The sequence below is a fragment of the Vibrio sp. Vb0888 genome (assembly GCF_033338835.1).
GTDB classification, from domain to species: domain Bacteria; phylum Pseudomonadota; class Gammaproteobacteria; order Enterobacterales; family Vibrionaceae; genus Vibrio; species Vibrio alginolyticus.
Window position 1 is genome coordinate 214,203 of record NZ_JAWOTL010000001.1, and the last position, 23,304, is coordinate 237,506.

Annotated in this window: 23 protein-coding genes; 7 read left to right on the forward strand and 16 right to left on the reverse strand. The window is 44.7% G+C overall.

Annotation, left to right across the window (positions count from 1 at the left end):
- Positions 1–319: 319 nt before the first annotated feature.
- The 3 genes from R7P72_RS01050 to R7P72_RS01060 all read right to left on the reverse strand — a co-directional run bounded on the left by R7P72_RS01050 (position 320) and on the right by R7P72_RS01060 (position 4,048).
- Entirely contained in the window at positions 320–1,765 is a 1,446-nt protein-coding gene (locus R7P72_RS01050) for an AGE family epimerase/isomerase (RefSeq protein ID WP_085569062.1), read from the reverse strand.
- A 107-nt stretch (positions 1,766–1,872) separates the two neighbouring features.
- Positions 1,873–2,415 (reverse strand): AAA family ATPase, encoded by a 543-nt coding sequence (locus tag R7P72_RS01055; RefSeq protein WP_170960430.1) that lies wholly within the window; start codon positions 2,413–2,415, stop codon positions 1,873–1,875.
- Positions 2,416–2,704: 289 nt separating this feature from the next.
- Positions 2,705–4,048: a magnesium transporter gene (locus tag R7P72_RS01060; protein WP_213907021.1), complete on the reverse strand. Its 1,344-nt coding sequence runs from the start codon at positions 4,046–4,048 to the stop codon at positions 2,705–2,707.
- A gap of 215 nt (positions 4,049–4,263) precedes the next feature.
- On the opposite strand from R7P72_RS01060, the gene R7P72_RS01065 reads away from it, so the two are divergent.
- Positions 4,264–5,139, forward strand: a complete 876-nt coding sequence (locus tag R7P72_RS01065) for a universal stress protein (protein ID WP_005376485.1) — start codon at positions 4,264–4,266, stop codon at positions 5,137–5,139.
- A 43-nt stretch (positions 5,140–5,182) separates the two neighbouring features.
- Here the strand turns inward: R7P72_RS01065 and R7P72_RS01070 are convergent, their stop codons facing one another.
- Together R7P72_RS01070 and R7P72_RS01075 are read right to left on the reverse strand one after the other, a co-directional pair.
- The gene (locus R7P72_RS01070; protein WP_054574607.1) at positions 5,183–5,572 is read right to left on the reverse strand and encodes a MazG nucleotide pyrophosphohydrolase domain-containing protein; all 390 of its coding nucleotides are present in this window, start codon (positions 5,570–5,572) and stop codon (positions 5,183–5,185) included.
- A gap of 26 nt (positions 5,573–5,598) precedes the next feature.
- On the reverse strand, positions 5,599–6,027 hold the full coding sequence (locus R7P72_RS01075; protein ID WP_213907020.1) for a PaaI family thioesterase: 429 nt from the start codon (positions 6,025–6,027) through the stop codon (positions 5,599–5,601).
- 211 nt (positions 6,028–6,238) lie between these two features.
- Between R7P72_RS01075 and gloA the strand changes: the two genes are divergently transcribed.
- Both gloA and R7P72_RS01085 read left to right on the forward strand, forming a co-directional pair.
- The gene (gene gloA, locus R7P72_RS01080; RefSeq protein WP_005376490.1) at positions 6,239–6,625 is read left to right on the forward strand and encodes a lactoylglutathione lyase; all 387 of its coding nucleotides are present in this window, start codon (positions 6,239–6,241) and stop codon (positions 6,623–6,625) included.
- A gap of 11 nt (positions 6,626–6,636) precedes the next feature.
- Complete coding sequence (locus R7P72_RS01085) at positions 6,637–7,737, forward strand: alkene reductase (protein WP_054576024.1); 1,101 nt, start codon at positions 6,637–6,639, stop codon at positions 7,735–7,737.
- 117 nt (positions 7,738–7,854) lie between these two features.
- Here R7P72_RS01085 and R7P72_RS01090 read toward each other — a convergent pair whose 3' ends face one another.
- Positions 7,855–8,130, reverse strand: coding sequence for a nitrogenase-stabilizing/protective protein NifW (locus R7P72_RS01090; RefSeq protein ID WP_054576025.1), 276 nt, complete (start codon positions 8,128–8,130; stop codon positions 7,855–7,857).
- A gap of 241 nt (positions 8,131–8,371) precedes the next feature.
- On the opposite strand from R7P72_RS01090, the gene R7P72_RS01095 reads away from it, so the two are divergent.
- Entirely contained in the window at positions 8,372–10,222 is a 1,851-nt protein-coding gene (locus R7P72_RS01095; RefSeq protein WP_318110360.1) for an acyltransferase family protein, read from the forward strand.
- 79 nt (positions 10,223–10,301) lie between these two features.
- Here R7P72_RS01095 and R7P72_RS01100 read toward each other — a convergent pair whose 3' ends face one another.
- The 4 genes from R7P72_RS01100 to R7P72_RS01115 all read right to left on the reverse strand — a co-directional run bounded on the left by R7P72_RS01100 (position 10,302) and on the right by R7P72_RS01115 (position 15,303).
- Entirely contained in the window at positions 10,302–10,772 is a 471-nt protein-coding gene (locus R7P72_RS01100) for an RES family NAD+ phosphorylase (RefSeq protein WP_005376497.1), read from the reverse strand.
- 1 nt (position 10,773) lies between these two features.
- Positions 10,774–11,226, reverse strand: a complete 453-nt coding sequence (locus R7P72_RS01105) for an antitoxin Xre/MbcA/ParS toxin-binding domain-containing protein (RefSeq protein WP_005376498.1) — start codon at positions 11,224–11,226, stop codon at positions 10,774–10,776.
- Between the two features lie 174 nt (positions 11,227–11,400).
- Positions 11,401–13,575, reverse strand: a complete 2,175-nt coding sequence (gene katG, locus R7P72_RS01110) for a catalase/peroxidase HPI (protein WP_213907018.1) — start codon at positions 13,573–13,575, stop codon at positions 11,401–11,403.
- Between the two features lie 186 nt (positions 13,576–13,761).
- Complete coding sequence (locus R7P72_RS01115) at positions 13,762–15,303, reverse strand: glutamate synthase-related protein (protein ID WP_238972398.1); 1,542 nt, start codon at positions 15,301–15,303, stop codon at positions 13,762–13,764.
- A 156-nt stretch (positions 15,304–15,459) separates the two neighbouring features.
- Here R7P72_RS01115 and R7P72_RS01120 point away from each other — a divergent pair, with 156 nt between their 5' ends.
- Positions 15,460–15,939, forward strand: coding sequence for an aminoacyl-tRNA deacylase (locus tag R7P72_RS01120; RefSeq protein WP_005376501.1), 480 nt, complete (start codon positions 15,460–15,462; stop codon positions 15,937–15,939).
- Positions 15,940–16,114: 175 nt separating this feature from the next.
- Here R7P72_RS01120 and R7P72_RS01125 read toward each other — a convergent pair whose 3' ends face one another.
- From R7P72_RS01125 to R7P72_RS01135, 3 genes are all read right to left on the reverse strand, one after another.
- A complete protein-coding gene (locus R7P72_RS01125; protein WP_033906502.1) occupies positions 16,115–17,527 on the reverse strand; it encodes a coniferyl aldehyde dehydrogenase in 1,413 nt (470 codons plus the stop codon).
- 125 nt (positions 17,528–17,652) lie between these two features.
- The gene (locus R7P72_RS01130) at positions 17,653–18,225 is read right to left on the reverse strand and encodes a GNAT family N-acetyltransferase (RefSeq protein ID WP_033906501.1); all 573 of its coding nucleotides are present in this window, start codon (positions 18,223–18,225) and stop codon (positions 17,653–17,655) included.
- Between the two features lie 104 nt (positions 18,226–18,329).
- Complete coding sequence (locus tag R7P72_RS01135; protein ID WP_053303530.1) at positions 18,330–18,788, reverse strand: NUDIX hydrolase; 459 nt, start codon at positions 18,786–18,788, stop codon at positions 18,330–18,332.
- A gap of 168 nt (positions 18,789–18,956) precedes the next feature.
- On the opposite strand from R7P72_RS01135, the gene R7P72_RS01140 reads away from it, so the two are divergent.
- The gene (locus R7P72_RS01140; RefSeq protein WP_053303529.1) at positions 18,957–19,862 is read left to right on the forward strand and encodes a DMT family transporter; all 906 of its coding nucleotides are present in this window, start codon (positions 18,957–18,959) and stop codon (positions 19,860–19,862) included.
- 79 nt (positions 19,863–19,941) lie between these two features.
- On the opposite strand, the gene R7P72_RS01145 is transcribed toward R7P72_RS01140, so the two are convergent.
- Positions 19,942–20,256 carry a DMT family transporter gene (locus R7P72_RS01145; protein WP_005376506.1) on the reverse strand — a complete coding sequence of 105 codons (315 nt, stop codon included), beginning with the start codon at positions 20,254–20,256 and terminating at the stop codon, positions 19,942–19,944.
- Positions 20,257–20,650: 394 nt separating this feature from the next.
- Here R7P72_RS01145 and R7P72_RS01150 point away from each other — a divergent pair, with 394 nt between their 5' ends.
- Entirely contained in the window at positions 20,651–22,015 is a 1,365-nt protein-coding gene (locus tag R7P72_RS01150) for an endonuclease/exonuclease/phosphatase family protein (protein ID WP_213907016.1), read from the forward strand.
- A gap of 284 nt (positions 22,016–22,299) precedes the next feature.
- Here the strand turns inward: R7P72_RS01150 and R7P72_RS01155 are convergent, their stop codons facing one another.
- Positions 22,300–22,833, reverse strand: a complete 534-nt coding sequence (locus tag R7P72_RS01155) for a DNA mismatch repair protein (RefSeq protein WP_213907015.1) — start codon at positions 22,831–22,833, stop codon at positions 22,300–22,302.
- Positions 22,827–23,213, reverse strand: coding sequence for an MAPEG family protein (locus R7P72_RS01160; RefSeq protein ID WP_053349157.1), 387 nt, complete (start codon positions 23,211–23,213; stop codon positions 22,827–22,829). Before R7P72_RS01160 ends, R7P72_RS01155 begins: the two co-directional genes overlap by 7 nt.
- Between the last annotated feature and the right edge of the window lie 91 nt (positions 23,214–23,304).

Genomic DNA, 23,304 nt, shown 5'->3' on the forward strand with positions numbered 1-23,304 from the left:
TTAATACGTTCTATGTATCAGAAACAATTCATTTATTTCCAATGACACTAGTGAGACTATGCGACGTGATTGGAATCTCACTTAAGTTTTCATGGACCTATCGCGCTGAAAATTGAATCCTCTACCTGTCATAAAATAAAAAGCCGTCAAAACCAGTGGTTCTGACGGCTTTTTATAAGCGCCCAGGGGTCATTACCTACACAATTACTGCTTGAAGCTTATCTAGTGACAGACCTAGATAGCTAATAGTCATCCTTGCTATCGGAGGACTTTATTGGCTTTTACGCGGACTTTAACTAACACATCACCATCGACCAACCTAAGGTCGAATATTGGTGAATGTCGCGGTGGCGACTCCATCACTTTGTGACGACAACGATTTTACGTCTGCGCTAAAGTAATACGGATTAAGTGGCATTTTATTCTCTGCTGGTCGCGCGTAGTAAAGCTTGGCGGGCTGTTTTGCCATTTGTTGCGCGTACAAATACCCGACCAACGCATGTTCAAACTGGTGGTAACCATTTCCCCAATGGAACGCTTTGGTTGATTTAGGACTCAGACCGACTCCTCCATATTGATGATCCACCCATACGTCCATAAAAGTGGGTAACGTGTATTGAAGCGTTTCTTTCATCGAACCATCGACAAGAGAAACTGTCATCGCCGCTTGATCGAGTTCTGCCCATTCCCAAGACGAGCTATAGTGCTTGTATGGTCTTGATTGCCAAGCAGGAATGCTCTCTTGTGCCCATTTACTCTGCCATTCTGGTGAGAAAAGTGCTTTGACTTGCTCAAAGTTTTGCTGATATTGCGCTTGCTTAAGCGTGTGTTTCATTCCTTTGAAACCAAACTCTGTCCAATTGGAATTTTCCAACAACTGACCAGTCAGATACGTCATCCAATACGCCTTGATGGTGTGTCCAAAATCATTGTGTTTCGCATCTGGCATCATTACCGCTTTGTGGTGTATCGCGCCATAAAAGCGCTGCTCTTTGACGGAATGGTAGTTATCTAGCATCACTTTCGTCAGCCATTGCAGATCTTGCTTCCACTTGGCTTGCGCTGGCGCTGGTAAAAGTGGCGCCGTTAACAACAGATAGCCATTGATCTGGTCAAGTTGAGCGACTAGCTCTTGCTGCTTCGCACTTTCCCCATCACCGTCTTTCAAAACCCAAGCCAGACCGCGATCATCGCTTCGTCGGTATTGTTTAAATATAAACGCTTGCTGGTCGATGAGCGCTTGTTCGACCTTTGGATCTTGAGTCAAGTAGTAGTACATCGCCAAACCCACCAAGGCGTAAGCTTGGTCTTGAGAAGTTCGTTGTTGCCACTCCATCCCCGGTTTCCCACTACGCGTAAAGCTCACAAAGCCGCCGTTTTTCTCATCTTGTAGATGATCAATCAGGTAATAAGCCCCTTTCTTTGCCAGCTCTAATGCTTGCTTGTCACCCGTAAGATGAAAAAGCACGCCATAAGCGTAAGTTTGGCGCGATTTCATGCGGGTGTATTCGCGATCGAAGTGCGGGCTAATCCACCCTTTGTTTAATTCTCCACACGGCTTTTGTGGGTCGAGAATGACACCGTTATCACAACGAAAAGTCGGAAAATTCCCCGCAGGTTGTCCATGCGCGCTTTCCATCATCCAATATGGGGCTAGGCCATTCGTCACATGGTTTAACCAATCATCCCCCGAAGGCAGGCCTACATCAGCAAAGCTGCTCATGCTCGTCGTTGCGAGCAATAAGGTAAGATATTTAAAAGACATAACACTCAATTAAGTTATTGAATTTTATCCAGTATAAATAACTCCCTTTACGCATATTGTTGTCGTGCTCACAATCGCCTTACGCATTTGTTTGCATCAATCATCTTTCAGCCTTGTTCGATGACTGAGCCGAGAATAAACGCTACTCTGTCTTCGACTGACATTTTGGGCACTTCGATCAATTGATAACCAAATTTGTGATAAGCGTTGACCATCTGTTGATACGTAGCCACCGCTTCAGAAAAATCTTGCTTTCGCTCTTCGTCGTTGCTGAATATCGACGTCCACGGTGGAAAAATGAATACTTGAGAATGATAACGAAGCGTCTGGCAATGCGTGATGAGCTCATGCGAGATTGGCAGTTGTTCCAACTTACTGTAGCCATATACGTCCACAATACTGCGATCAAAAAACACATTCCCTTGGTGGACATTGAAAGCTCGGTAATTGCTCACTTCTGCCTTCATCATTTCGTCTCGAAAAGCTTGTTTGTCATTCCAAGGTAATGCTGAACCGTGATTGGCAACCTGCGTTTGTATTATTTGACGGCCGGTTTCTGGCGCGCAGATAAAACCTTGTGTTTTTAGCTGTTCGATTACCGAAGTTTTCCCTGCACCGGGACCACCAGAGAATACGATAAGTTTATTCAAAATCTTTTCCTTATTTTTTGTTTGAGTGAAGTAATGCGTGTACAGCCAGGAAAATGGGCATCATCTGGCGTTTGAAATTGGCATTTGGCACGCCAGCGTTAAGCGAGATCGGTAGTGGGAAATTTGGGGAATAGAACTGGGCAGTGAAGAGATATACAAAGTAAGAACCGAAACGACGTGTTCATCGGTTATGGAAAACGGAGGAATGCTGAGTGAAGCAAGCTCGCCCAAAATACTGGGTTGGGAAATGGTGCGATTGGTTCTGCTAGTTAACGCGTCAATTGGATATTTATATCAAGAAAATGGCACCTAAGCCTAAGAACGCAAAGAAACCAACGACATCGGTAACGGTCGTCAATACTACCGAGCCAGCCACGGCGGGGTCAATGTTAAACTTTTTCAACGTGAATGGTATCAACGTACCCGATGCCGCGGCCGCCAAACTATTGAGGAAAATGGCACAGCAAATAATAAGCGCCAATGGCAAAGAGTCAAACACCATGTAAACGACACCCGCGATCACCAATCCCATAATTAAACCATTAATGGTGGCGATTTTTAATTCCTTATTCACCAATAGCTTCAAGTTACTTTGGTGCAAGTGGTTTAGTGCGATACCTCGAATGGCCACCGCTAAGGTTTGGCTACCCGCGATGCCGCCCATACTCGCCACAACGGGCATTAAGATCGCAAGCGCAACGACTTGCTCGACCACATTATCAAAAAGCCCAATGATGGCGGAGGCTACGAAAGCGGTCAGCAAGTTAATCACCAACCAAAGTGCTCTTAGCCTTGTCGCCACGCTTAATGGTGTGAACAAATCTTCTTCGCTTCGTACGTTTTCTGCCACTACAGCTTGTAGGCTGAGTTCGCGCAACGTAATCGCAATGGTCGCCATCGACAAGACGCCCATAATTTTGCCACCAGCCATGATAGGAAACCAATGTGCTCCACCATCAATCGAGACTTGTTTGCTGACGCTTTGAATCGTTTGAATATCTTCTAGAATTGGCGTAACTACGGTCAAGTCGGTAAGTTTGATATGATTTTCGTGCAGCAACAGGGTATGCGGCTCTATCGTACCAATCACACCACTTGCATCACGCACAATAATCAACCGCACAGGACTTTGCCCGCGTTTTAGCAGCTCGGTTTTGATGCCTCCTACGCTGTTTTTAGGGTTTGCGACCAGAAAGTGAGGCTCGGCATAACGTCCAACTTTGTTGTCTTCATACGACAATGCTTGTTGGATATGCGCGACCGACTCTTCATTTTGGTCGATAAGGTACTCATCCACAAACTCGGTCGGTAGAAAGTCCGCAAAGATGATCAGTTCTGAATCCGTTATGTACGCCAAGCGTTCATGTTGTAAGTCTTTATTGAGTGATTGATGAATGTGCTTGGCGGTGTCGTATCGGAGCAAATTTAATACCGTCCAATACTTCTCAGGCGGCACTGCTTCTATGACACGCTTACGGTAAGCAATGTTGACCGATTCCAAAATGTTCGCAATCTGTGCTTCTTGATAGTCTTTCAAAAAGCTCAAGTCTTCGGTCGATTCTATCGCTTTAATGATCTCAGCAAGCAAATGTGGCACTTTGCGGTTAATTTGCAATTGGTTGGAATCTATCATTACTTTTACCTATAGCTTTCACTACCACATTCGCCGTATTGACGATATGTGCTATCCGAAGGCATGAATTCTTGATGTTAAAATTCTAGGCGATAGTTGACTTAATTGCGGAATTTATATTTCGCTCGCAGAAACAAAACGCCTCTGCATCAGTTCATGGTATAGACTTGAATGTGTGTCAGGCTCATTCGCCTTGTTTGATAATGGAGTAATCAATGGCACCTGTATTTTTTCTGACTCAGCAGGCCGCCTTACCAAGTCGTAAGGTGCTTCGTAAAGTGATTCAATTTTCGACAGCGCTGGCTCAGCCTATTGTAGTTTTAGTGGAAGACCATCGCCGAAGTGAAGATCACGCATTCGCTCATTTTCTCAGTTTCAACTCTGACCATATAGAAAAAAGACAAGCTGAGTTTGAAGCTTGGACCTTAAAGTTCAACGCATTAATTGTCGAACTTTGTGAAGAAGAAGAGCTTGAAACACCAACGCTCTCTTACGAGCATTTCAAAGGGAGCCATTGGGTTGAGCAAGTTGCGAAACGACTTGTTGACCACACTGACTTACTGCTCGTGGGACACTTTAACAAACACGAGATTCAAACGATGCTCACAGAACTAGCACAACAAGATTGCGACTTGTTGCTACTGAGTGAGCGGTCATGGCCTTCTCACGCCAACATGCTTTGTGCAATCGACCCACTTCATCGAGGGGATGAAAAGTCGATAGTAGATAAAGCCATCGTCTCGCGAGGCTCAAAATTAGAACAAACCTTAAGCGGGAAAATGACGCTCGTTTACTGCCGATACGTCGCGCCATACCTCTCTCGCTATCGTGCAGAGATATTAAGCAATCAAAAAGCAGGCATTACAGATTTTATTACTGCGCAAAAGTTAACGCGAGTTCCATTACTATTACCGGAAGGAAACCCTGAAACGGCGTTACCAAAAGCAGTTAAGCAATCACAAGCAGCGATTTTGATTATGGGTGCATGTAAACGAAGCATGTCATCCCAATTTTGGTCTGGCAGCACTGTAGACACGTTACTTGACCAACCACCTTGTGACCTACTGTTGGTCAACAGCTCCAAGGGCTGACTAGGTATTCCCTATTAATCTATCCTTTCAATACCAAGCGCAGTTATTGGCTCTTTACATCTTCTAACTGCGCGACTTCATGCTCTGCGTTCAAGGCTTGTTTCTGCTGCTGTTTTATTTCATCCCAACTGCGTCCCGACTCAATCGCAGATACACGCTGATCGTATTTGTTGCAGGCTCTTTCGAGTACTTTCTCAGGATCTATCCCCTTTTCTCTTTCCAACGCTTTTAATACGTTAAGATAGTTCCACAACACATCGCCTAACTCGTCTTCCAAATGACAAAGGCGATCCTCACGAATCTCTTCGCGGACTTCATCAACTTCTTTGCCAATGGCCTCCAGATAAGTCTCTACACCTTTAAACCAAGTATTGGTTTGGTCATATTGAGATTTTCTCGTCGCAATTGCATACAGCTCATCAAATTTCTTCATTGCCTCTCCGTAGAACACGTTTTTATTTATGCCTTTTTAGGACGAATAAACTTCCCTTTAGCCGTCACTCTAACTTCGCTTTCGACCCGCAATTGAGCCACCAGTTGATATATACCGCGTCGTTCACCTTCACAGTGTGCAGTAATCGTGACTCGATCATCTAACTGAATAGGTTCATGGTAGCGCACATCCAACTGCGCCGTAAGGGCTTGAATGTCTTTAGATAACAAACAATGCGTCATTGCACCATCGAGAAGCGAACTGGCAATACCACCATGCAACAGGTCTGTGTAACCTTGATGACGCGGTAAAACGTGAAACTCTCCGACAACAGAGCCATCGGCTAGGTATTGGTAGTTCACGGCCAAAGAGTTCGGATTCACATTAATTGAAGAACAAACCGCACATTGATGATGAGATTCGTGAGTGTAATGACAATAGCTGTTTGTAGACATGATAGTAACTCGGTTTCTCAAAAGAGTAATTAGCATATGCCAACAATTAAAAAGAAACGGCGAGTAATCTTTGTTTGCATGTTGCAGGGCCAGCAACCTCGCTTTTCATAACACTAAATAATCATTTTAATAATTAACGATAATTTCCAGTTTATTTAGAGTGGCGATATGGTTTGCATAGTGATTACGCAACGTTATGAAAAGGCGACTTATGAAGTTTCTCCACACGATGATCCGTGTAGCTGACCTAGACAAATCTATCGAATTTTATACAAAAGTTCTGGGAATGAGTGTTTTGGATCGTTTTGAAAACCAAGAATACCGTTACTCACTGGTGTTTGTTGGTAACCCTGATCAACCAGATGGCGCGACCATCGAGCTAACTTATAACTGGGATACCGACAGTTACGACTTGGGTAACGCATTCGGACACATGGCACTGGGGTCTGAAGATATTTACGCCGCTTGCGAAAAAATTAAAGCGCTTGGTGGCAACGTTACTCGCGAGCCAGGTCCAATGAAAGGCGGAGAAACTCACATCGCGTTCATTAAAGATCCCGATGGTTACCAAATCGAACTTATCCAAACTCAAAAATAACGAGGTTTCCTATGACAGACGCATTATTTCAACCCATTCAACTTGGCTCTCTCTCATTAAAAAACCGTATCGTTATGCCTCCGATGACGCGCTCTCGTGCTTCTCAACCAGGTAATATCGCTAACGACATGATGGCGACCTACTATGCTCAACGTGCTGAAGCGGGCTTAATCGTTGCTGAAGGCACACAAATTTCGCCAATGGGTCAAGGCTATGCATGGACACCAGGCATTTACAGCCCAGAGCAAATTGCTGGCTGGAAAAAAGTAACTAATGCGGTGCACGAGAAAGGCGGCGTTATCTTCGCGCAATTATGGCACGTTGGTCGCGTGACTCACCCTGATAACATTGGCGGTGAGCAACCTATTTCTTCTTCTGAGCTAAAAGCAGAAAACGTGAAAGTATTTGTCGATAACGGCACAGACGAACCGGGTTTTGTCGACGTGGTTGTGCCACGTGAAATGACCAGACAAGACATCAAGAACGTTATTGAAGAGTACCGCCAAGCCGCACTAAACGCGATAGAAGCCGGATTCGATGGTATCGAGCTTCATGCAGCGAATGGCTACTTGGTTAACCAGTTTATCGATTCTGAAGCGAATAACCGCACCGATGAATACGGTGGCTCTATTGAAAACCGTCTGCGTTTTCTTGGTGAAGTGATAGAAGCGATGACGCAAGCTATTGGCGCTGAGCGTGTTGGTGTTCGTCTTGCACCATTCACTTCGTTAAATGGCACCGTTGATAGTACGCCAGTCGAAACCTACACCGCCGCTGCAGCGCTGCTTGATAAACTCAATGTGGTTTACATTCACATTGCAGAAGTAGATTGGGACGACGCGCCAGACACTCCGCACAACTTTAAAACCGCAGTTCGTGAGGCGTACAAAGGTACACTGATTTATGCCGGTCGTTACAACGCAGAAAAGGCGCAACACGCGATTGAAAGTGGTTTAGCTGACATGATTGGCTTTGGCCGTCCGTTTGTTGCAAACCCAGACTTACCAAGCCGCATCAAGCATGGCTATCCACTGGCAGAACATGACCCTGCCACATTGTTCGGCGGCGGTGAAAAAGGCTTAGTGGACTACCCTGCGTACCACGCGGGTTAATTCATCTACGTAAAGCTGATTCGCAACTCGCGACAAACCAATAGCTTGCCCAAAAGAACCTTGCTCTTCCCCCTGTGACGCCAAGATGCAGGGTTCTTTTTAGGCAAGCCACCAGAATTAACGTCTTTGACAAGATGTACAACCTCGACACGCAGAGCGCGTCTTTTTACTGAGCAAACTGCGTTGTACTTTACAGTAAGCATTCTTTAAAGCACGACGACCTGAAAACCAATCATCCGGTTTAGTGAGGATTAAGTAGCCGTGAAACCTCTTAACCAACTCGGTTCGATTGTTTTCGATAAATCGGCTATCAAACTCGATGTCGAAGTAATTCAAAGCCTCTTCGATACAAGTAAAGCTGGCAATTGTTTCCTGAATCGTATTCTTTGTCATCGTTTCTTTAGCGTAATCATTTTCAATGAAGTCTAAGTGCCTCGCGCTTTACGTTCTTTGATTTAGCGCTTCTTAAGATCATTCTTTATGGGGTTTCCATATTGAAATTCAATTTGGGAATTCGTTAACCCACCTAGCATTTTCATTTTGAAAATCACTTTAAAGCACTAATTTAAATAAACATTATTTCTGGTTCATATTTTGCTCTACTTCATTAAACGGAATGTTGGAGCAACACGATATGACTTACAGAGCAGAAGTAGACGGATTAAGGGCGATTGCTGTCACGTTGGTGATTTTGTTTCATGCAGGAGTTGAGCAATTCGCTGGTGGCTTTATTGGCGTCGACGTATTTTTTGTGATCAGCGGCTATTTGATCACTACCATCGTGATTAACGACTTAGAAAACCAGAAGTTCAGCCTTGGTGATTTTTATGAGCGACGCATTCGTCGCATACTCCCCCTCTTACTGGTGGTGATCGCCGTCAGCTATTTGATGTCTTGGTGGCTCTTTTTGCCGCAAGCACACAAAGACGTTGGTCAATTTGCGGTGTCTTCCATTCTTTCGGCATCCAACATTCTTCTGTATTTGAAAGGCCACAATTACTTCGGTTTAGAAGATCAAGCCAACCCGCTGTTCCACACATGGAGCTTGGGCGTTGAAGAACAGTACTACATTGTCATTCCTTTGCTACTCATGCTACTCGCTCGTGGTAAAAACGCGTTTTACCTGACTTTTTTCATCGCGGTATTTGCGCTGAGTTTGATGACTATTGTCTATACGAGCAACGATCCTGATTTCGCCTTCTACATGATCTTCTCTCGTGCTTGGGAACTGGCAACCGGTTCATTACTCGCATTAGTGATGAGAAAAGTCCAAGTTCAATCTAACGATACTCTAGCAACCATTGGCATCGTTTTGATATTGGCTTCCGCGCTTTTGTTTGAAAAATCGCAAGATGGCGCGGGCATTACGCTGCTGGTGCCGGTCATCGGTAGCGCGTTGGTGATTTTGTTTGCCTCTAAAGACAATGTCTGCGGTAGATTACTGAGCCTAAAGTGGGTCGTGTTCGTCGGCTTAATCAGCTACAGCTTATACTTGTGGCACATTCCATTATTTGTCTTTTACCGCTACGTGTTGGACACAACACAAGACATCAATATCCCACTTTACGTTGTCACTCTTTTTGTACTTTCTTACTTCACTTGGCGCTTTATTGAAAAGCCGTTCCGTAGCCGAAAAGCCATGAGCATGCGCACTGTGTCCGCGGTTATTGTGTTGTTGACGTTGCCCTTGCTAACGCTCGGCGTTATCGGTCATCAAAACGGTGGTTTTCCAGAAAGAAGCGCATTTTTCGAGGCCATGCGAGTTAACAACGGTTATGGTTTAGATTGCAACGGCAACACCAACGTTAACGATGTGTGCTCGTCTGCGCCGCAGCCCGCCATCGCTGTGTTAGGCAATAGTCACAGCATGGTTTACGTGAAGCGTCTATCCGAAGTAACACCAACTGGCGTGGTGCAACTTACTCAAGATTCCTGTGCGGTCGGTTATGTCGACATCCTAGAAGCTGCTGGCTCAATTTCTTGCCGACAGTTCTTCAATGAGGCTGTCGATACAATTCTAAGTACCCCTTCCATTCGTCGCGTTGTTATCTCTTCTAATTTCAATAAAGAGCTTTCACAAGCCGATTATGAAGCATCATTAACCAAATTATTGAATGAACTGAAAGGAAAGGAAGTGGTCGTTTTCGGTCCAACCCCTTCTGCACCTTTTCCGGTAGGAGAATGCCTTTGGAAAGCGCGTTTGTTTGGCGAGACAGAAGAGTCTGCCTGCGACTTTTCTCCCAAACAACATCACCCTCAAAACGTGGCGAAGTTAGTGAACTACTTTGAGCAATTTGAGCACGTTGAGTTTGTCGACTTGACCGATGCCATTTGCAGAAATGGCGTATGTCGAATGAGAGTTGGAGCAAACAATGCGATGTATACGGATGACAGCCATTTATCTTACAAAGGTGCTGAGTTGGTGCTTGGGCATTACCTCAACACTACAAATGAAGCGCAACAGTTCACTTACGACCGACAATAACCAAGGAAATAAACTTTTATGCTTCAGCGTTTATCTCAGGTAAGCGCTGAATGCTTTAAAGCAAGACAAAGCTAGGCGTCTATTTGAAAATGCGCGGATCAAACGCGAAATCGAGCTTTTCGGCTTTCTTGATGATCTCTTTCATTTTGGGATGATTTGGATTCACCACGTAGTTTTTATCACGAGGTGAAATCGTTGAAGGCACTTGCAGCGCGGCAAACTCTGGATGAGGATCATTGAGAAACTGATCACCAATGTACTGTGTAGACTCGCTCGCCGGTATTGCTCGCCACGTCACAGGGAGATCTTCTTCATCTAAGGTGGCGATGAGGTATTCTGGCATTTCAATACGATATAAATCGTAAAGTTTGGTGATAGCAGGATCGTTGTTTACGTGAACAAACACTTCCAACGAGCAAAGGGATTCCGATTCAGAGAAGTAGAGGGCTTCGGTTCCTTTTGAGTTCCATCGCCCTCCAAATAACTTTGCGCCAACGGGGCTGAATGGCGTGTCAGCAAATTTCTTTTGTGTGAGACGATAGAGCTTCATATTACGAGAATACCCCGTGCTCTAAACGGCCGATCAAATCTTTTACGATTTCAAAATCCACCGTGGTCGAGACCATATCAAGTGGACGTTTTCCACCTAAGCCATACACATTCTCTCTCATCCATTTTAACGCGCGCTCTTCGTCGTCAAACAGTTCTGTCGCGAGTTTCAATAACATCGCTAATCGATAGATTGCGTCACTTTCTTGCGTATTGAAGCGTTCATCGTTTTTTAGACGACGCTTGACCGTGCTGACAGGTATCAATGTGACGTTTTGAAACTCACTCTGAGAAAGCTTCACACGCTCAACAATATTGCGATACACCTTTGGCTCAAAGCCTTTGTGAACCGCATCAGTGCGACCTGTTTCAGCGTCTTCAATACCCAACATAAACCAGAAATTGGCTTTATGAGGTTGTTTCGGTTTGAAGCTTTTTAATGCTGCAGTTGCCATATCAAGCTCCTGTGGTTCATATGGTCCAGTTATTATGGTTCAAATGAGCTTAATTTTCAATCAAAGTAACAATCAAAGTAAAAAGATAGGTAAAGAAAAAGGCGAGCTTTTCGCCCGCCTCTCTTACTTATTCATCAACTTTGTTTACGCATCTATCGATGAACATCGTTTCACTTATTGCAAGTCAAAACGATCCGCGTTCATGACTTTCGTCCATGCGGCGATGAAGTCATGGATGAATTTTTCCTGATTATCATCTTGCGCATACACTTCCGCATACGAACGCAGGATCGAGTTTGAACCAAAGACAAGATCCACTCGAGTAGCCGTCCACTTCACAGCGTCGGTTTTACGATCACGGATTTCATATTGATTAGCACTCACTGGTTTCCACGTATATGCCATGTCAGTAAGGTTCACGAAGAAATCATTCGACAAAGTGCCGACTCGCTCAGTAAATACGCCCTCTTTTCCACCGCCGTAGTTACTGCCTAGAACGCGCATACCACCGATAAGTACCGTCATTTCTGGCGCCGTTAGCCCCATAAGCTGAGCACGATCTAATAAAAGCTCTTCTGGCTTAACCGCGTAGTCTTTCTTCAACCAATTTCGGAAACCGTCAGCAACAGGCTCAAGTACTTCGAACGATTCCACATCCGTCATCTCTTGGGTGGCATCACCTCGGCCTGGCGCGAATGGCACGGAAACATCATGACCTGCGGCACGCGCAGCCAGTTCAATACCTACGTTCCCAGCAAGCACGATAGCGTCTGCAACACTACAGCCCTCTTCTGCTGCTATTTTTTCTAGCACAGCAAGAACACGGCTTAGACGTTCAGGTTCGTTCCCTTGCCAATCTTTTTGCGGAGCCAAGCGAATTCTCGCGCCATTTGCACCTCCTCGACGGTCAGAGCCACGGTAAGTACGCGCGCTATCCCACGCCGTACTGACTAACTCACTAATGGATAGGCCACTTGCTTCAATTTTTGTTTTCACTAAATCGACATCGTAGTCTGTCTTACCTGCGGGCGTTGGGTCTTGCCAAATAAGATCTTCGCTTGGCACATCTGGGCCGAAATAACATGATTTTGGTCCTAGATCGCGGTGTGTCAACTTAAACCAGGCACGAGCAAAAACGTCATCAAAGTACGCAGGGTCATTTTGGAACTTTTCTGCAATCTTACGATATTCAGGGTCCATTTTGAGCGCCATATCGGCGTCGGTCATGATTGGATTGTAGCGCTTAGAACCGTCTTCAACATCGACAGGCTTGTCTTGTTCTTCAATGTCGATTGGCTCCCATTGCCATGCGCCGGCTGGGCTCTTTTTCAGTTCCCAGTCATACTTAAATAGTAGGTGGAAGTATCCGTAATCCCATTGTGTAGGGTGTGTTGTCCAAGCACCTTCAATACCACTCGTTACCGCGTCACGGCCGATACCACGTGTTTTGTGATTAATCCAGCCAAGACCTTGCTCATGAACGTCTGCTGCTTCGGGCTCTGGGCCAAGGTTTGCGGCATCACCATTACCATGACACTTACCCACCGTGTGACCACCAGCTGTGAGCGCGACGGTTTCTTCATCGTTCATTGCCATTCGCGCAAAGGTCACTCGCATGTCATGTGCTGTTTTGAGAGGATCTGGGTTACCGTCTACCCCTTCAGGGTTCACATAGATAAGACCCATCATTACCGCAGCAAGCGGGTTTTCTAAATCTCGCTCACCAGAGTAGCGGCTGTTATCAGCGTCACTTGTGGCTAACCATTCTTGCTCAGAGCCCCAGTAAGTGTCTTTTTCTGGGTGCCAAATGTCCTCTCGTCCAAACGCAAAGCCAAAGGTCTTAAAACCCATGGATTCGTACGCCATGTTACCGGCAAGGACAATCAGGTCTGCCCAACTTAGTTTGTTGCCATATTTTTTCTTGATTGGCCATAAAAGGCGTCGAGCCTTATCGAGGTTGGCGTTATCTGGCCAAGAGTTGAGAGGAGCAAAGCGTTGGTTGCCTGTAGCAGCACCGCCACGGCCATCCGCAATACGATAACTGCCCGCTGCATGCCATGCCATTCGGATCATTAAACCACCGTAGTGTCCCCAGTCGGCAGGCCACCAGTCTTGGCTATTAGTCATTAAATCTTTTAAATCTTTTTTAAGTGCTTCGACATCTAGCTTTTCCAGTTCTTCTTTGTAATTAAAGTCCTGACCAAATGGGTTGGTTTTGGAGTCGTGTTGATGCAGGATGTCTAAGTTCAAGGCATTCGGCCACCAATCCATCACCGACTTATCTGTAGATGTTTGCCCACCATGCATAACTGGACATTTACCTACCGAACCGCCGTTTGCTTTGCTCATATAATGCTCCTTCGTGTCGTGGTTGTGGTAACCACTCTTTGTTATTCAATAAATCGAATATCCACCTCAAACAGCGTAGTTCATACACTGTTTTTTTAGTTAACGCCAAGTCAAAATTTCAAACATTTCAGCGAATAAATAATTGTTATCAAACATGTACCTATATGCAGAAAATATGGATAGAGATCAGTTTAAGTCCATACCTGAATACTTAATCCCAGACAGCCTCGCCATGTTGTGATCCCAGGTAGCTAAATCATGATGACTAAATTCATTCAGAGCGTGATGACCACACGCCCTCGCCATGACTTTCATGAGCTCAACCGAAGATTCGAAGAAATTTTTCAGTTGCTGGGATGACTTTTCAACGTCGAGACGCTGCCTCAAATCGGCATTTTGTGTCGCAATGCCTGCCGGGCAATTATTGGTGTTGCAGATGCGAGCCGCGACACAACCGATCGATTGCATCGCACTGTTTGCTATCGCTACTCCGTCTGCTCCAAGTGCCAACGCTTTGACAAAATCCGTAGGAACTCGCAACCCACCGGTGATGATTAATGTGACGCCGTCACTTGCACCTTTTTCATCTAAATACTTACGTGCACGAGCTAATGCAGGAATGGTGGGCACACTAATATGATCACGGAACATAGTTGGCGCCGCACCCGTGCCACCACCGCGACCATCTAAGATGATGTAATCAGCCCCAGCATCAAGCGCAAACTGAATGTCTTGCTCAATATGGTTGGCACTGAGTTTAAATCCAATTGGAATACCGCCTGTGATGCCACGAACTCTGTCAGCAAACTTTCTGAAATCGTGAGTAGTGTGAAGATCTTTGAACGTTGGTGGTGATATCGCTGGTTGTCCCTCGGGGATGCCTCTCACCTGAGAGATCTTACCTACATTTTTATTTGCAGGCAGATGACCACCCGTGCCCGTTTTTGCTCCTTGCCCGCCTTTGAAGTGAAACGCCTGAACATTAAGAAGCTTAGATTCGTCGTAGCCAAATTGAGCACTAGCAAGCTCATAGAAATACCGTGAATTAGCGGCTTGCTCTTCCGGTAACATGCCACCCTCACCAGAGCAAATCCCAGTCCCTGCCAACTCTGCACCTTTTGCTAGCGCAATTTTCGCCTCTTCAGAAAGTGCGCCAAAACTCATGTCCGACACCAACAAAGGAATAGCGAGTCTGAGCGGCTTACGCGCATTTGGTCCCACAATCAACTCGGTAGACACAGGAACGTCTTCCAACAACGGTTGTGTCGCCATTTGCGCCACCATGATTTGTATAGCATCCCAATGTGGTAGCAAATGCCTAGGAACCCCCATTGCAGCCATCGGACCATGATGACCGAGTTTAGAGAGTCCTTCTCTCGCTAATTGGTGGATAAACTCGAGGGTTGGTTCTTCTTGAGTAGCAGACGCCGTTGGTTTGTCTCTTTTCTCTCGCTTTTGTTCCGGTCCCTCTTTACCGACTTGCTCTGCGGTAAATCGCTTGTGTGTACCATCACAAAAAGGAGCATTGGCGGTATGCTTACATTGGCAGAGATAGGCATCTTCGTCTTTTTCCGCACTAAAGCTCATTGGCTTTAAGCCGGTTCCCGAATGAGACCCATCGCAGTAAGGTTGTTTTTTAGAACGCCCACATCGGCAGAAGTAATATTCTTGCCCAGCTTTCAACTCTACTTTGATCGGCTTGTTATCAGCGATGATTGGCTTGCTCATGTTGCCCCCTATTTATTATTGTTAACCATGCTTTCTCGCTGGCTTGCAATAAGCGTAGAACAGGAGCGTAAAGAGCGTCAGTGTCGCCGAGTAAAATGCGCGATTGTCGCCCGACTAACCTATACTTTTTATGGGTCTCATACACGTGGAGGCTATATGACGATTGCAACCCGATTAGATGAATATTTGACTGAGCATAACATTCACTTTCAAACCGTGAATCACAGCCACAGTCATAGCTCGCTACAAAGTGGTGTTGCAGCAGGTGTGCCTTTAATGAATATCGCAAAAGGTGTGATTCTAGAGGATCATGAAGGGCGTCATATGATGGCGGTCTTACCTGCCAACAACAAAATCAGTTTGTCGAGATTAAACGACGAATTTAATGCCACCTTCCACTTGGTGAAAGAGCGTATGGTTTACCGACTCTTCACCGATTGTGAACACGGCGCTATTCCACCGATTGGTAGCCCTTACCACATGTCGACAGTTTGCGATGAAAGACTAGCAAACTTGGAACATGTCTACCTTGAAGCTGGCGATCATGAAACTCTGATTAAGCTGGACCGAAAGGCGTTTAAAGAACTGATGAACGACTGTAGATATCTAAGATTCAGCAGTGAAGTTCTGCATTAAACTTGCCAAGATCTCTCGACACTTCCTGAACAAGGCTCTTTCAACAAGAGCCTTTCTTTGTTTTGTTGGTAGCACGCGATGGAAGTTTCTCGGACTTTGGTGCTCAGCGTTTCAGAGCATATAGAAACAAAAAACCGCCTATTCGGGCGGTTTTTTATCAATCAAATCATAATTATTATCGAACAAAGATCTTTTGGATCGCTTTTATCGCCATAGCCCTACGGCGCATTAATACGCTCGTTCTTGGCAACCATTTCGGTGTGTGAAGAATGGTTTTCGCATGACTAAAAGTTCTGAATCCTTCCTCTCCGTGATAATGCCCAATACCCGATTCACCAACGCCACCAAAAGGCGCATCTTCAGCGCCAACATGTAAAACCGTATCATTAACGCCGACGCCACCACTGTGGGTGTTGCGTACAATATGTTTGATGGTCGATTTGTCGTCCGACATAACATACAGCGCAAGTGGTCTTTGGCGCTGATTAATGTAGTCAATCGCTTCATCAACGGCATTGTAGGGCTTAACAGGTAGAAATGGCCCGAAGATCTCCTCTTGCATGATTCGCATATTCGGCGACACATCCGTGACCAAATGAGGATACAGAAGTCGTTCCTCTTGGGGCGACGCTTCAACAGTGTGAAGGTTAGCACCTTGCGCTTTTGCATCCTCAAGTAGCGCAGTCAAACGATCATATTGTCGTTGGTTGACAATATGGGTCAGCTTTTGATTCTTGTTGGATTTTAAATAGAGCTTTTCAAAACGTTTTAAGAATAACGAAATGAACTCTTCGACACGTTCTTGCGGTACAAACGCGTAGTCAGGCGCGACACAAATCTGGCCTGCATTAATGCATTTACCAAACAAGATAGCATCAACGGCTTTCTTCATGTCTGCATCTTTTGCAATGATCACCGGGGACTTTCCACCCAACTCTAACGTCACCGGGGTAAGGTTTTCCGCTGCCGCTTTTGCCACTGCGCGACCAACACTCGTAGAACCCGTGAACAAAAGGTGATCGAATGGCAGTTGGCTGAATGCTTGTGCGACGTCTGCTTCACCCTCAAAAACTTCGACATACTCAGACAACCCACGGCAAATATCGACGATGACTTTATTGGTTTTTGGCGTAAATTCGCTGAGCTTCATCATCACGCGGTTGCCAGCAGCCAATGCTGTCACTAAAGGCGCAAGGCTCAAAATCACAGGAAAGTTCCACGGTGAAATGATCCCGACGACACCTAACGGTTGATACTGAACGGTGACTTTAGAAGGTGCGAGCAATAAGCCGGATTCGCGCTTGCTGGGTTTGCACCATTTTTTTAGTCGTTTGAGGGTATAATTAATATGCGAGACCGTTGGCAAAACGTCGGTCATGGCGGTATCAAATTCTGAACGATAGCCAAAATCGTCACTTAACGCTTCAACCAAAGCTTGTTTGTTCTCAAGCAGCGATTTTTTTAACAAAACGAGGCGCTGTTTACGTTCATCCAAACTAGGATAAGGCTCGGCTGCATATGCCGCTTTTAAGCGTTCGAGGCTTTGCTGTAACAAGTTATCTACTTCAACCTCTGTGATTGCGTTCATGATGCTTCTCCTAGCCTAGTTTCTACCAATGACGCTCCAAGTTAACACGAGCGCAACAATGTTACTATTGTAGCGCTCGTGAAGTTAGAGTTCGAACTCTGATTAAAATATCTCTGGGGTGGATACTACATCAAACGTAGTTCATAAATGCCTAGTCGTTGAGAGCGGTCAAGCATATCAAACTCATGATCAACGTATTCTTTTAATGTGGCGCCTGCACGCTCAGCAATATTGATGCTAGCGATGTTATCTTCCATACAATGGAACTGAATGAATTGTGCGTGCCCTTTCTGCTTCAAAAAAGGGATCAATACTGCGAGTACTTGATCAATCACACGATGGCCTCGCCCATTATTGGCAAGCCAGTAGCCAATTTCAGTAACACGTGTATGTAAATCCACACCTTTAATGCCAATAACACCCGTAAGCTGCTCATCAAAATAAATTGCACACCAGTGGGAATCCAGCGCGTTACTGTTCACTCGCAGGGAAATGTAGTTCACGGCCTCTCTATGATTCGTGACAGAATCCGTCCAAGGTAGATAGCCCTCGAGGCTCTCTCGGTGAGTGTTCACAACCTCTAGTAAAGCGGACGCGTGTTTCGTGTTGAGGGGCTCAATTGAGACCCTTTGCGAGACGGAAAAACGCTTCTGTAAGTGATTTCCTTGATACGTCTCTTGGCATGTAACTTCATCCATAGATGTTATTCCTTTTTATTGTGAACGCTCAGCGCAAATCCTAACGCTTCATTTTATGAGAACAAACCTCTCTATAAAAACTAATCAAAGCCGTTGCCGTTCATTTAGCCCTTTTGATCGATCAGCGTAAATGGCGTTAGTGATGCCACATCTACATAATGCTTCCATACATGTTCATAGAGGTGATGCTGATTGGCAAACGGAGCCAGCTGCTTAGCTTCTTCAAGCGTACACCAGCGATACTCTGTATGCTCTTCGTTAAGAACAACTGATTGGTTAGGCGGACAAAATAGCACAAAACATGGGATAACCATGATACGGTTATTTTTTGCTTCGTAGAACTGCTCTAGAAAGTCTGCTGTATGTAACTCAACTTGGTCAATTCGTGTCTCTTCTTTTAACTCTCTTAAAATGGTTTGCCACCCGGCTTCACCCGCTTCGATACCACCTGCAACATGGCACCAATAGCCACCTTTTACGCGTTTGAGTAACAGCATTTTTTCTATGCCATCAATTTTTGAAATGACAACGCCTGAAACATGCGTTGCTTTTATCGGGATCATGTAAGCTCCTTAAATATCGAGTTTTTATTGTTACGCTGAGAGAGGCAGATTAATTGCTACGTATTTTACTGTTTATTCATCTTGTCGACAGAAGTGTTTGAGTTGAGAGGATTTAACCGCTAACTAAGTATGCTAAAGTGAGATCTGTCGCAACAAATGAGCAGTAAAATGTCCAATTCATTCAACACTATGATTCCCATCGGTGTGCGCTTTATGGTGCTTTCCGCGTTCGGCTTTGCTCTGATGTCGGCTACAGTAAAGCACGTCGGCAACTACGGTATCCCCGTTTTTGAAATCGTTGCAGCAAGAGCGCTCGTTTCACTTATCATTAGTTATTTCGATGTAAAGCGAAAACGAATTTCTGTATGGGGCAATAATAAGCCATTACTATTTGCACGCGGTGCTGTGGGCACGATGGCTCTGATGTGTGTATATTATTCAGTGACCACCTTACCTTTAGCAGAAGCGACGATATTCCAATATATTCATCCGGTATTTACTGCACTACTCGCCGTATTTTTCTTGAAAGAGCGCATCCAGCCGTCAACTTTCCTTTGTATTACGTTGTGCTTACTCGGCATCTATATCATGGTAAGCCCAGAAACTGGGCAAGGCTCAGATAGCGCTTTACCAATGTTTAGCGTCATGATTGCGATCTTAGGCGCATTTGGTAGCTCAATTGCCTACGTCATTGTCAGAAAACTGAGTCAGACAGAAGACAGCTCAGTGATCATTTTCTATTTCCCGTTGGTTGCTCTCCCCGCTTCACTCTTACTGATTGGCGACGATTTTGTAATGCCCGATCTATATCTGACTTTCATGTTGGTTCTAGTTGGTGTCTTTACCCAAATTGGACAATTGGGGTTAACCAAAGCGATGCAAACTCAACAAGCGGGTAAAGCCTCCGCTTATTCGTATATCCAGATCGTATTTTCTGTGTTGTTGGGCATCATTTTCTTTGGCGAGGTTCCGATCATTTGGACGTACGTCGGTGGCGGTCTGATTGTTACAGGCGCATTAATTAATGCGTTTGGTCATCACTTACGGTTACCTTTTATTAAGCGCAACGCTTGATATACCTACCCAGAACCGTAAACACGACATTTAGAAAAACAGCCAGAGTGACTCTGGCTGTTTTGTGTTTAGCCTAACGTTAAGCTGATATTTTTAACCCTGCGATACCAGCGACAATCATTAGCAAGCTTAAGGCTTTGATAAGTGTTGCTGGCTCATTGAACAGATAAATACTCACGACTGCCGTGCCTATTGCGCCAATCCCTACCCATACGCCATAAGCAATGCCTAAAGGCAAGGTTCTTAACGCAATGCCAAGCAACCAAAAGCTCAATAACATAAAGACAATAGTGAATGCCGAAGCACCGAATTTGGTAAACCCTTGTGAATATTTAAGACCGACAGCCCATGCGATTTCACACAAGCCCGCAATGAAGAGAATTCCCCAAGCCATGTCACATTTCCCAACGAGATGGGGTCGTCCCCGAGAAAAGATAGAGCGGTGAGGTCGTCCTCACTTCTGATTGACTGCTTATTATATACAGAAATTTAAACATAAAAAATAAAACACGGCGATAAGCATACAACTCAAACATCTCATGCACGCTTAAATTCTACGCTTTTCTTTTTAACGGTGGCGGACTCTCTATTTCGCATCAATAACGACACCGTTTTTTAACAATTTACATATAACCTTCTGGTGTTGAAAGTGTTGCATTTATTGCACAAATCACACAAAAACTAATTGAACATGTAAATATGAAAACGTTTGTGTGACTAATATCGCTTAAAACAATGACTGATGACTTTAATATTCAGCCGAATTAATTATAAGGTATGACGTACCCATGAAAGCAATCAAAACCTCTATCGCTGTCCTTGTTGGCGCCGCTCTACTATCTGGATGTAATGACGATACTGAATACGTCAATGTTCAGCCTAAAGAAGTAAAAATAGCGACTTACAACCTCTCTTTTGACCGCGCTACCTTCGAAACTTTGGTAGATGAAATGAAAATTGAACCAACGCAGCAAGCTGCGTTGGTCACCTCTTATTTAGACGGTTCAATCGCAGCCGAAGACAAAACCACTGCGGAAAAAGTCATTCAAATTCGTAACGTTGCAGCAATCATTCAAAAGAATCGTCCTGATGTTCTCATGATGGCGGAATACAACAACGATGGAACAGGTGAAAACAAAGCAGCCATTGAAGGATTCCAGAAGAACTACTTGTCTGTCGCGCAAAGTATCGATGGCGCGGGCGGTGAAGCAAACCTTGAGCCTATTGAATACCCTTATGCTGAATCTTATTCAACCAATACAGGGTTGTTGAGTGAGTTTGATCTCGACAACAACGGAACCGCAGGTCAAATGCCAGGTGATGCATGGGGCTTTGGCATGTACCATGGTCAATATGCATTTGCCCTTATGTCTAAGTATAAAATTGACACAGCAAACACACGTACATTCCAAGCATTTAAATGGAAAGATATGGAAGGTGCGACAATTCCAACCATTACTATCTGTGACGGTTCGCAAAAGATTCCAGACGGCATGAAGTGTGGTGATGAATGGTACTCAGCGGAAGAGTGGGATCAAGTGCGTCTATCTTCGAAAAATCACGTCGACGCGCCAATCATCATTCCAACTCGCAATGGCGAGGAAGTTGTACACTTGTTGATGTCTCATCCTACTCCACCAGTATTCGACACCGGTAAAAACAAAGCGCAAAACGCAGCAGAAGTGGAGTTTTGGCATCATTACATTCAAGGCAAAGACTATTTTTACGACGATGCGGGTAAAACAGGTGGCTTAACGAACGGCGCTAAATTCGTAATGATGGGTGATCAAAACCTTGATCCAGTGGCTGGTGACGGCATTAGCTCTGTAATGCAGAAGCTGCATAACGATCCATTGGTTAACCAAACCGTGATGAATGGTGAGCTTTACCCAACAAGCTTTGGTGCAGCTGAACACGCTGTTGACCGCAGTTCAACTCACCCATATCCGAATCGCATCACTTCAACGTTTGGCTTAGGGGTAGACTATGCCTTGCCTTCAGCAAATTTGAATGTAATAGACTCTGGTGTGTACTGGTCAGCGTCTTATGAAGAAGGCCGTAAACTATTTAACGATGCACGTATCGGTAAGTATGGTGATGGTAAGGATGTATCTTCCGACCATCGCATGATCTGGATTAAAGCACAGTTCTAGACTGCATAAAAAAAAGCCAACCACAAGGAGTCGTGATTGGCTGTATATATTTGTGAACAAGATGGTTCACTAACAACGTCAGTTGGCTAGGTGACCCTCGGCTTAGAAAGGGTCACTCATACTAAAGCATGAGACGTGCCAACTTTTCAGCGCACAAAAACAGGTTGTTATTTAATCACTTTCATTAAAACTTAACCAATAGCTACTGTTTGCTCACAGAATAAATTGCAATTTGCAAACTACCATTGGCATTTCGCAATAAACCTGATCTTTAGCTCTTGCTTTTATTGCTTCCTAGCTAAGTCGCGTGCAAGGATTAACGCAAGTCCGAATACTTGCAAGAAGAGTCCGATATTCTTGTACCAAGCGATCTTTTCATCCTGCTTTGCCATTACCTCATTGAGCTCTACATTCTCAATGTAGTAATTATCGATGCGGTCTCTATACGAAGCTTGTGCCTGATTTATCTTTGACATTAGTTGAGGAAGTTGATCAATTTTTATTTCATCCGACTCGTTATGAACCCAAGAAGATAAATGCCCTGCTAATACCTCTTCTAGCTCTAAAGGTATCGCTACGCTCTTACTTATGTGCACATGCAGCAGTAAAGCTTCTCTTTTCCTTTCTAGGGTTTCCACACTGTTCCATGCGAGTTGGATGGAATACAAGTTTTCTGCTGTTTGCTCTGCGAGCTGCGAGTGCTGTTTACCCAACTTATCAAGGACTAAGCTAGTAACGATGATCGCGCCAATATTCAGTACTAATCCAATCAGAACGAGTACCCAAGGTGGTGGAATGTAACGTCGCAGACTTACCATAACTTATCGTATGGCAGGTAAATCATATTTAACACAACCAATGAAAGTATCACCAGAAATGTCACCTGCATCCCTCTAATGCGCTTTTTCAAGTCTTTTTTCAATATGCCTTTAGCATGAATAACTCGACCAATTACAAAAATAATACCGGTGAGATGTATCCATGTTGGGTAAGCACTATTGAATTCTAAAAGTGCCATTAAAATCAGGGTGATGGGGATATATTCTGTCGCATTACTCTGGGCACTACGAGCAATTTGTAGAGCCTCTACCTCACCATCTGCATAAGCAATTTGATTTAAGCGACGTTGCTTAATTACTTGAACAGCCAACCAAATAATGAGTATTGCGAGAATGTTGGCATACAGAGCTGTGATCATATGTCGTCCTTCTTGATCTGGTTTTCACTTATATAAGCGTGTCACTTGGCTATAACTATAGCGGTATCATTATGATAATGCGTCAAATAAT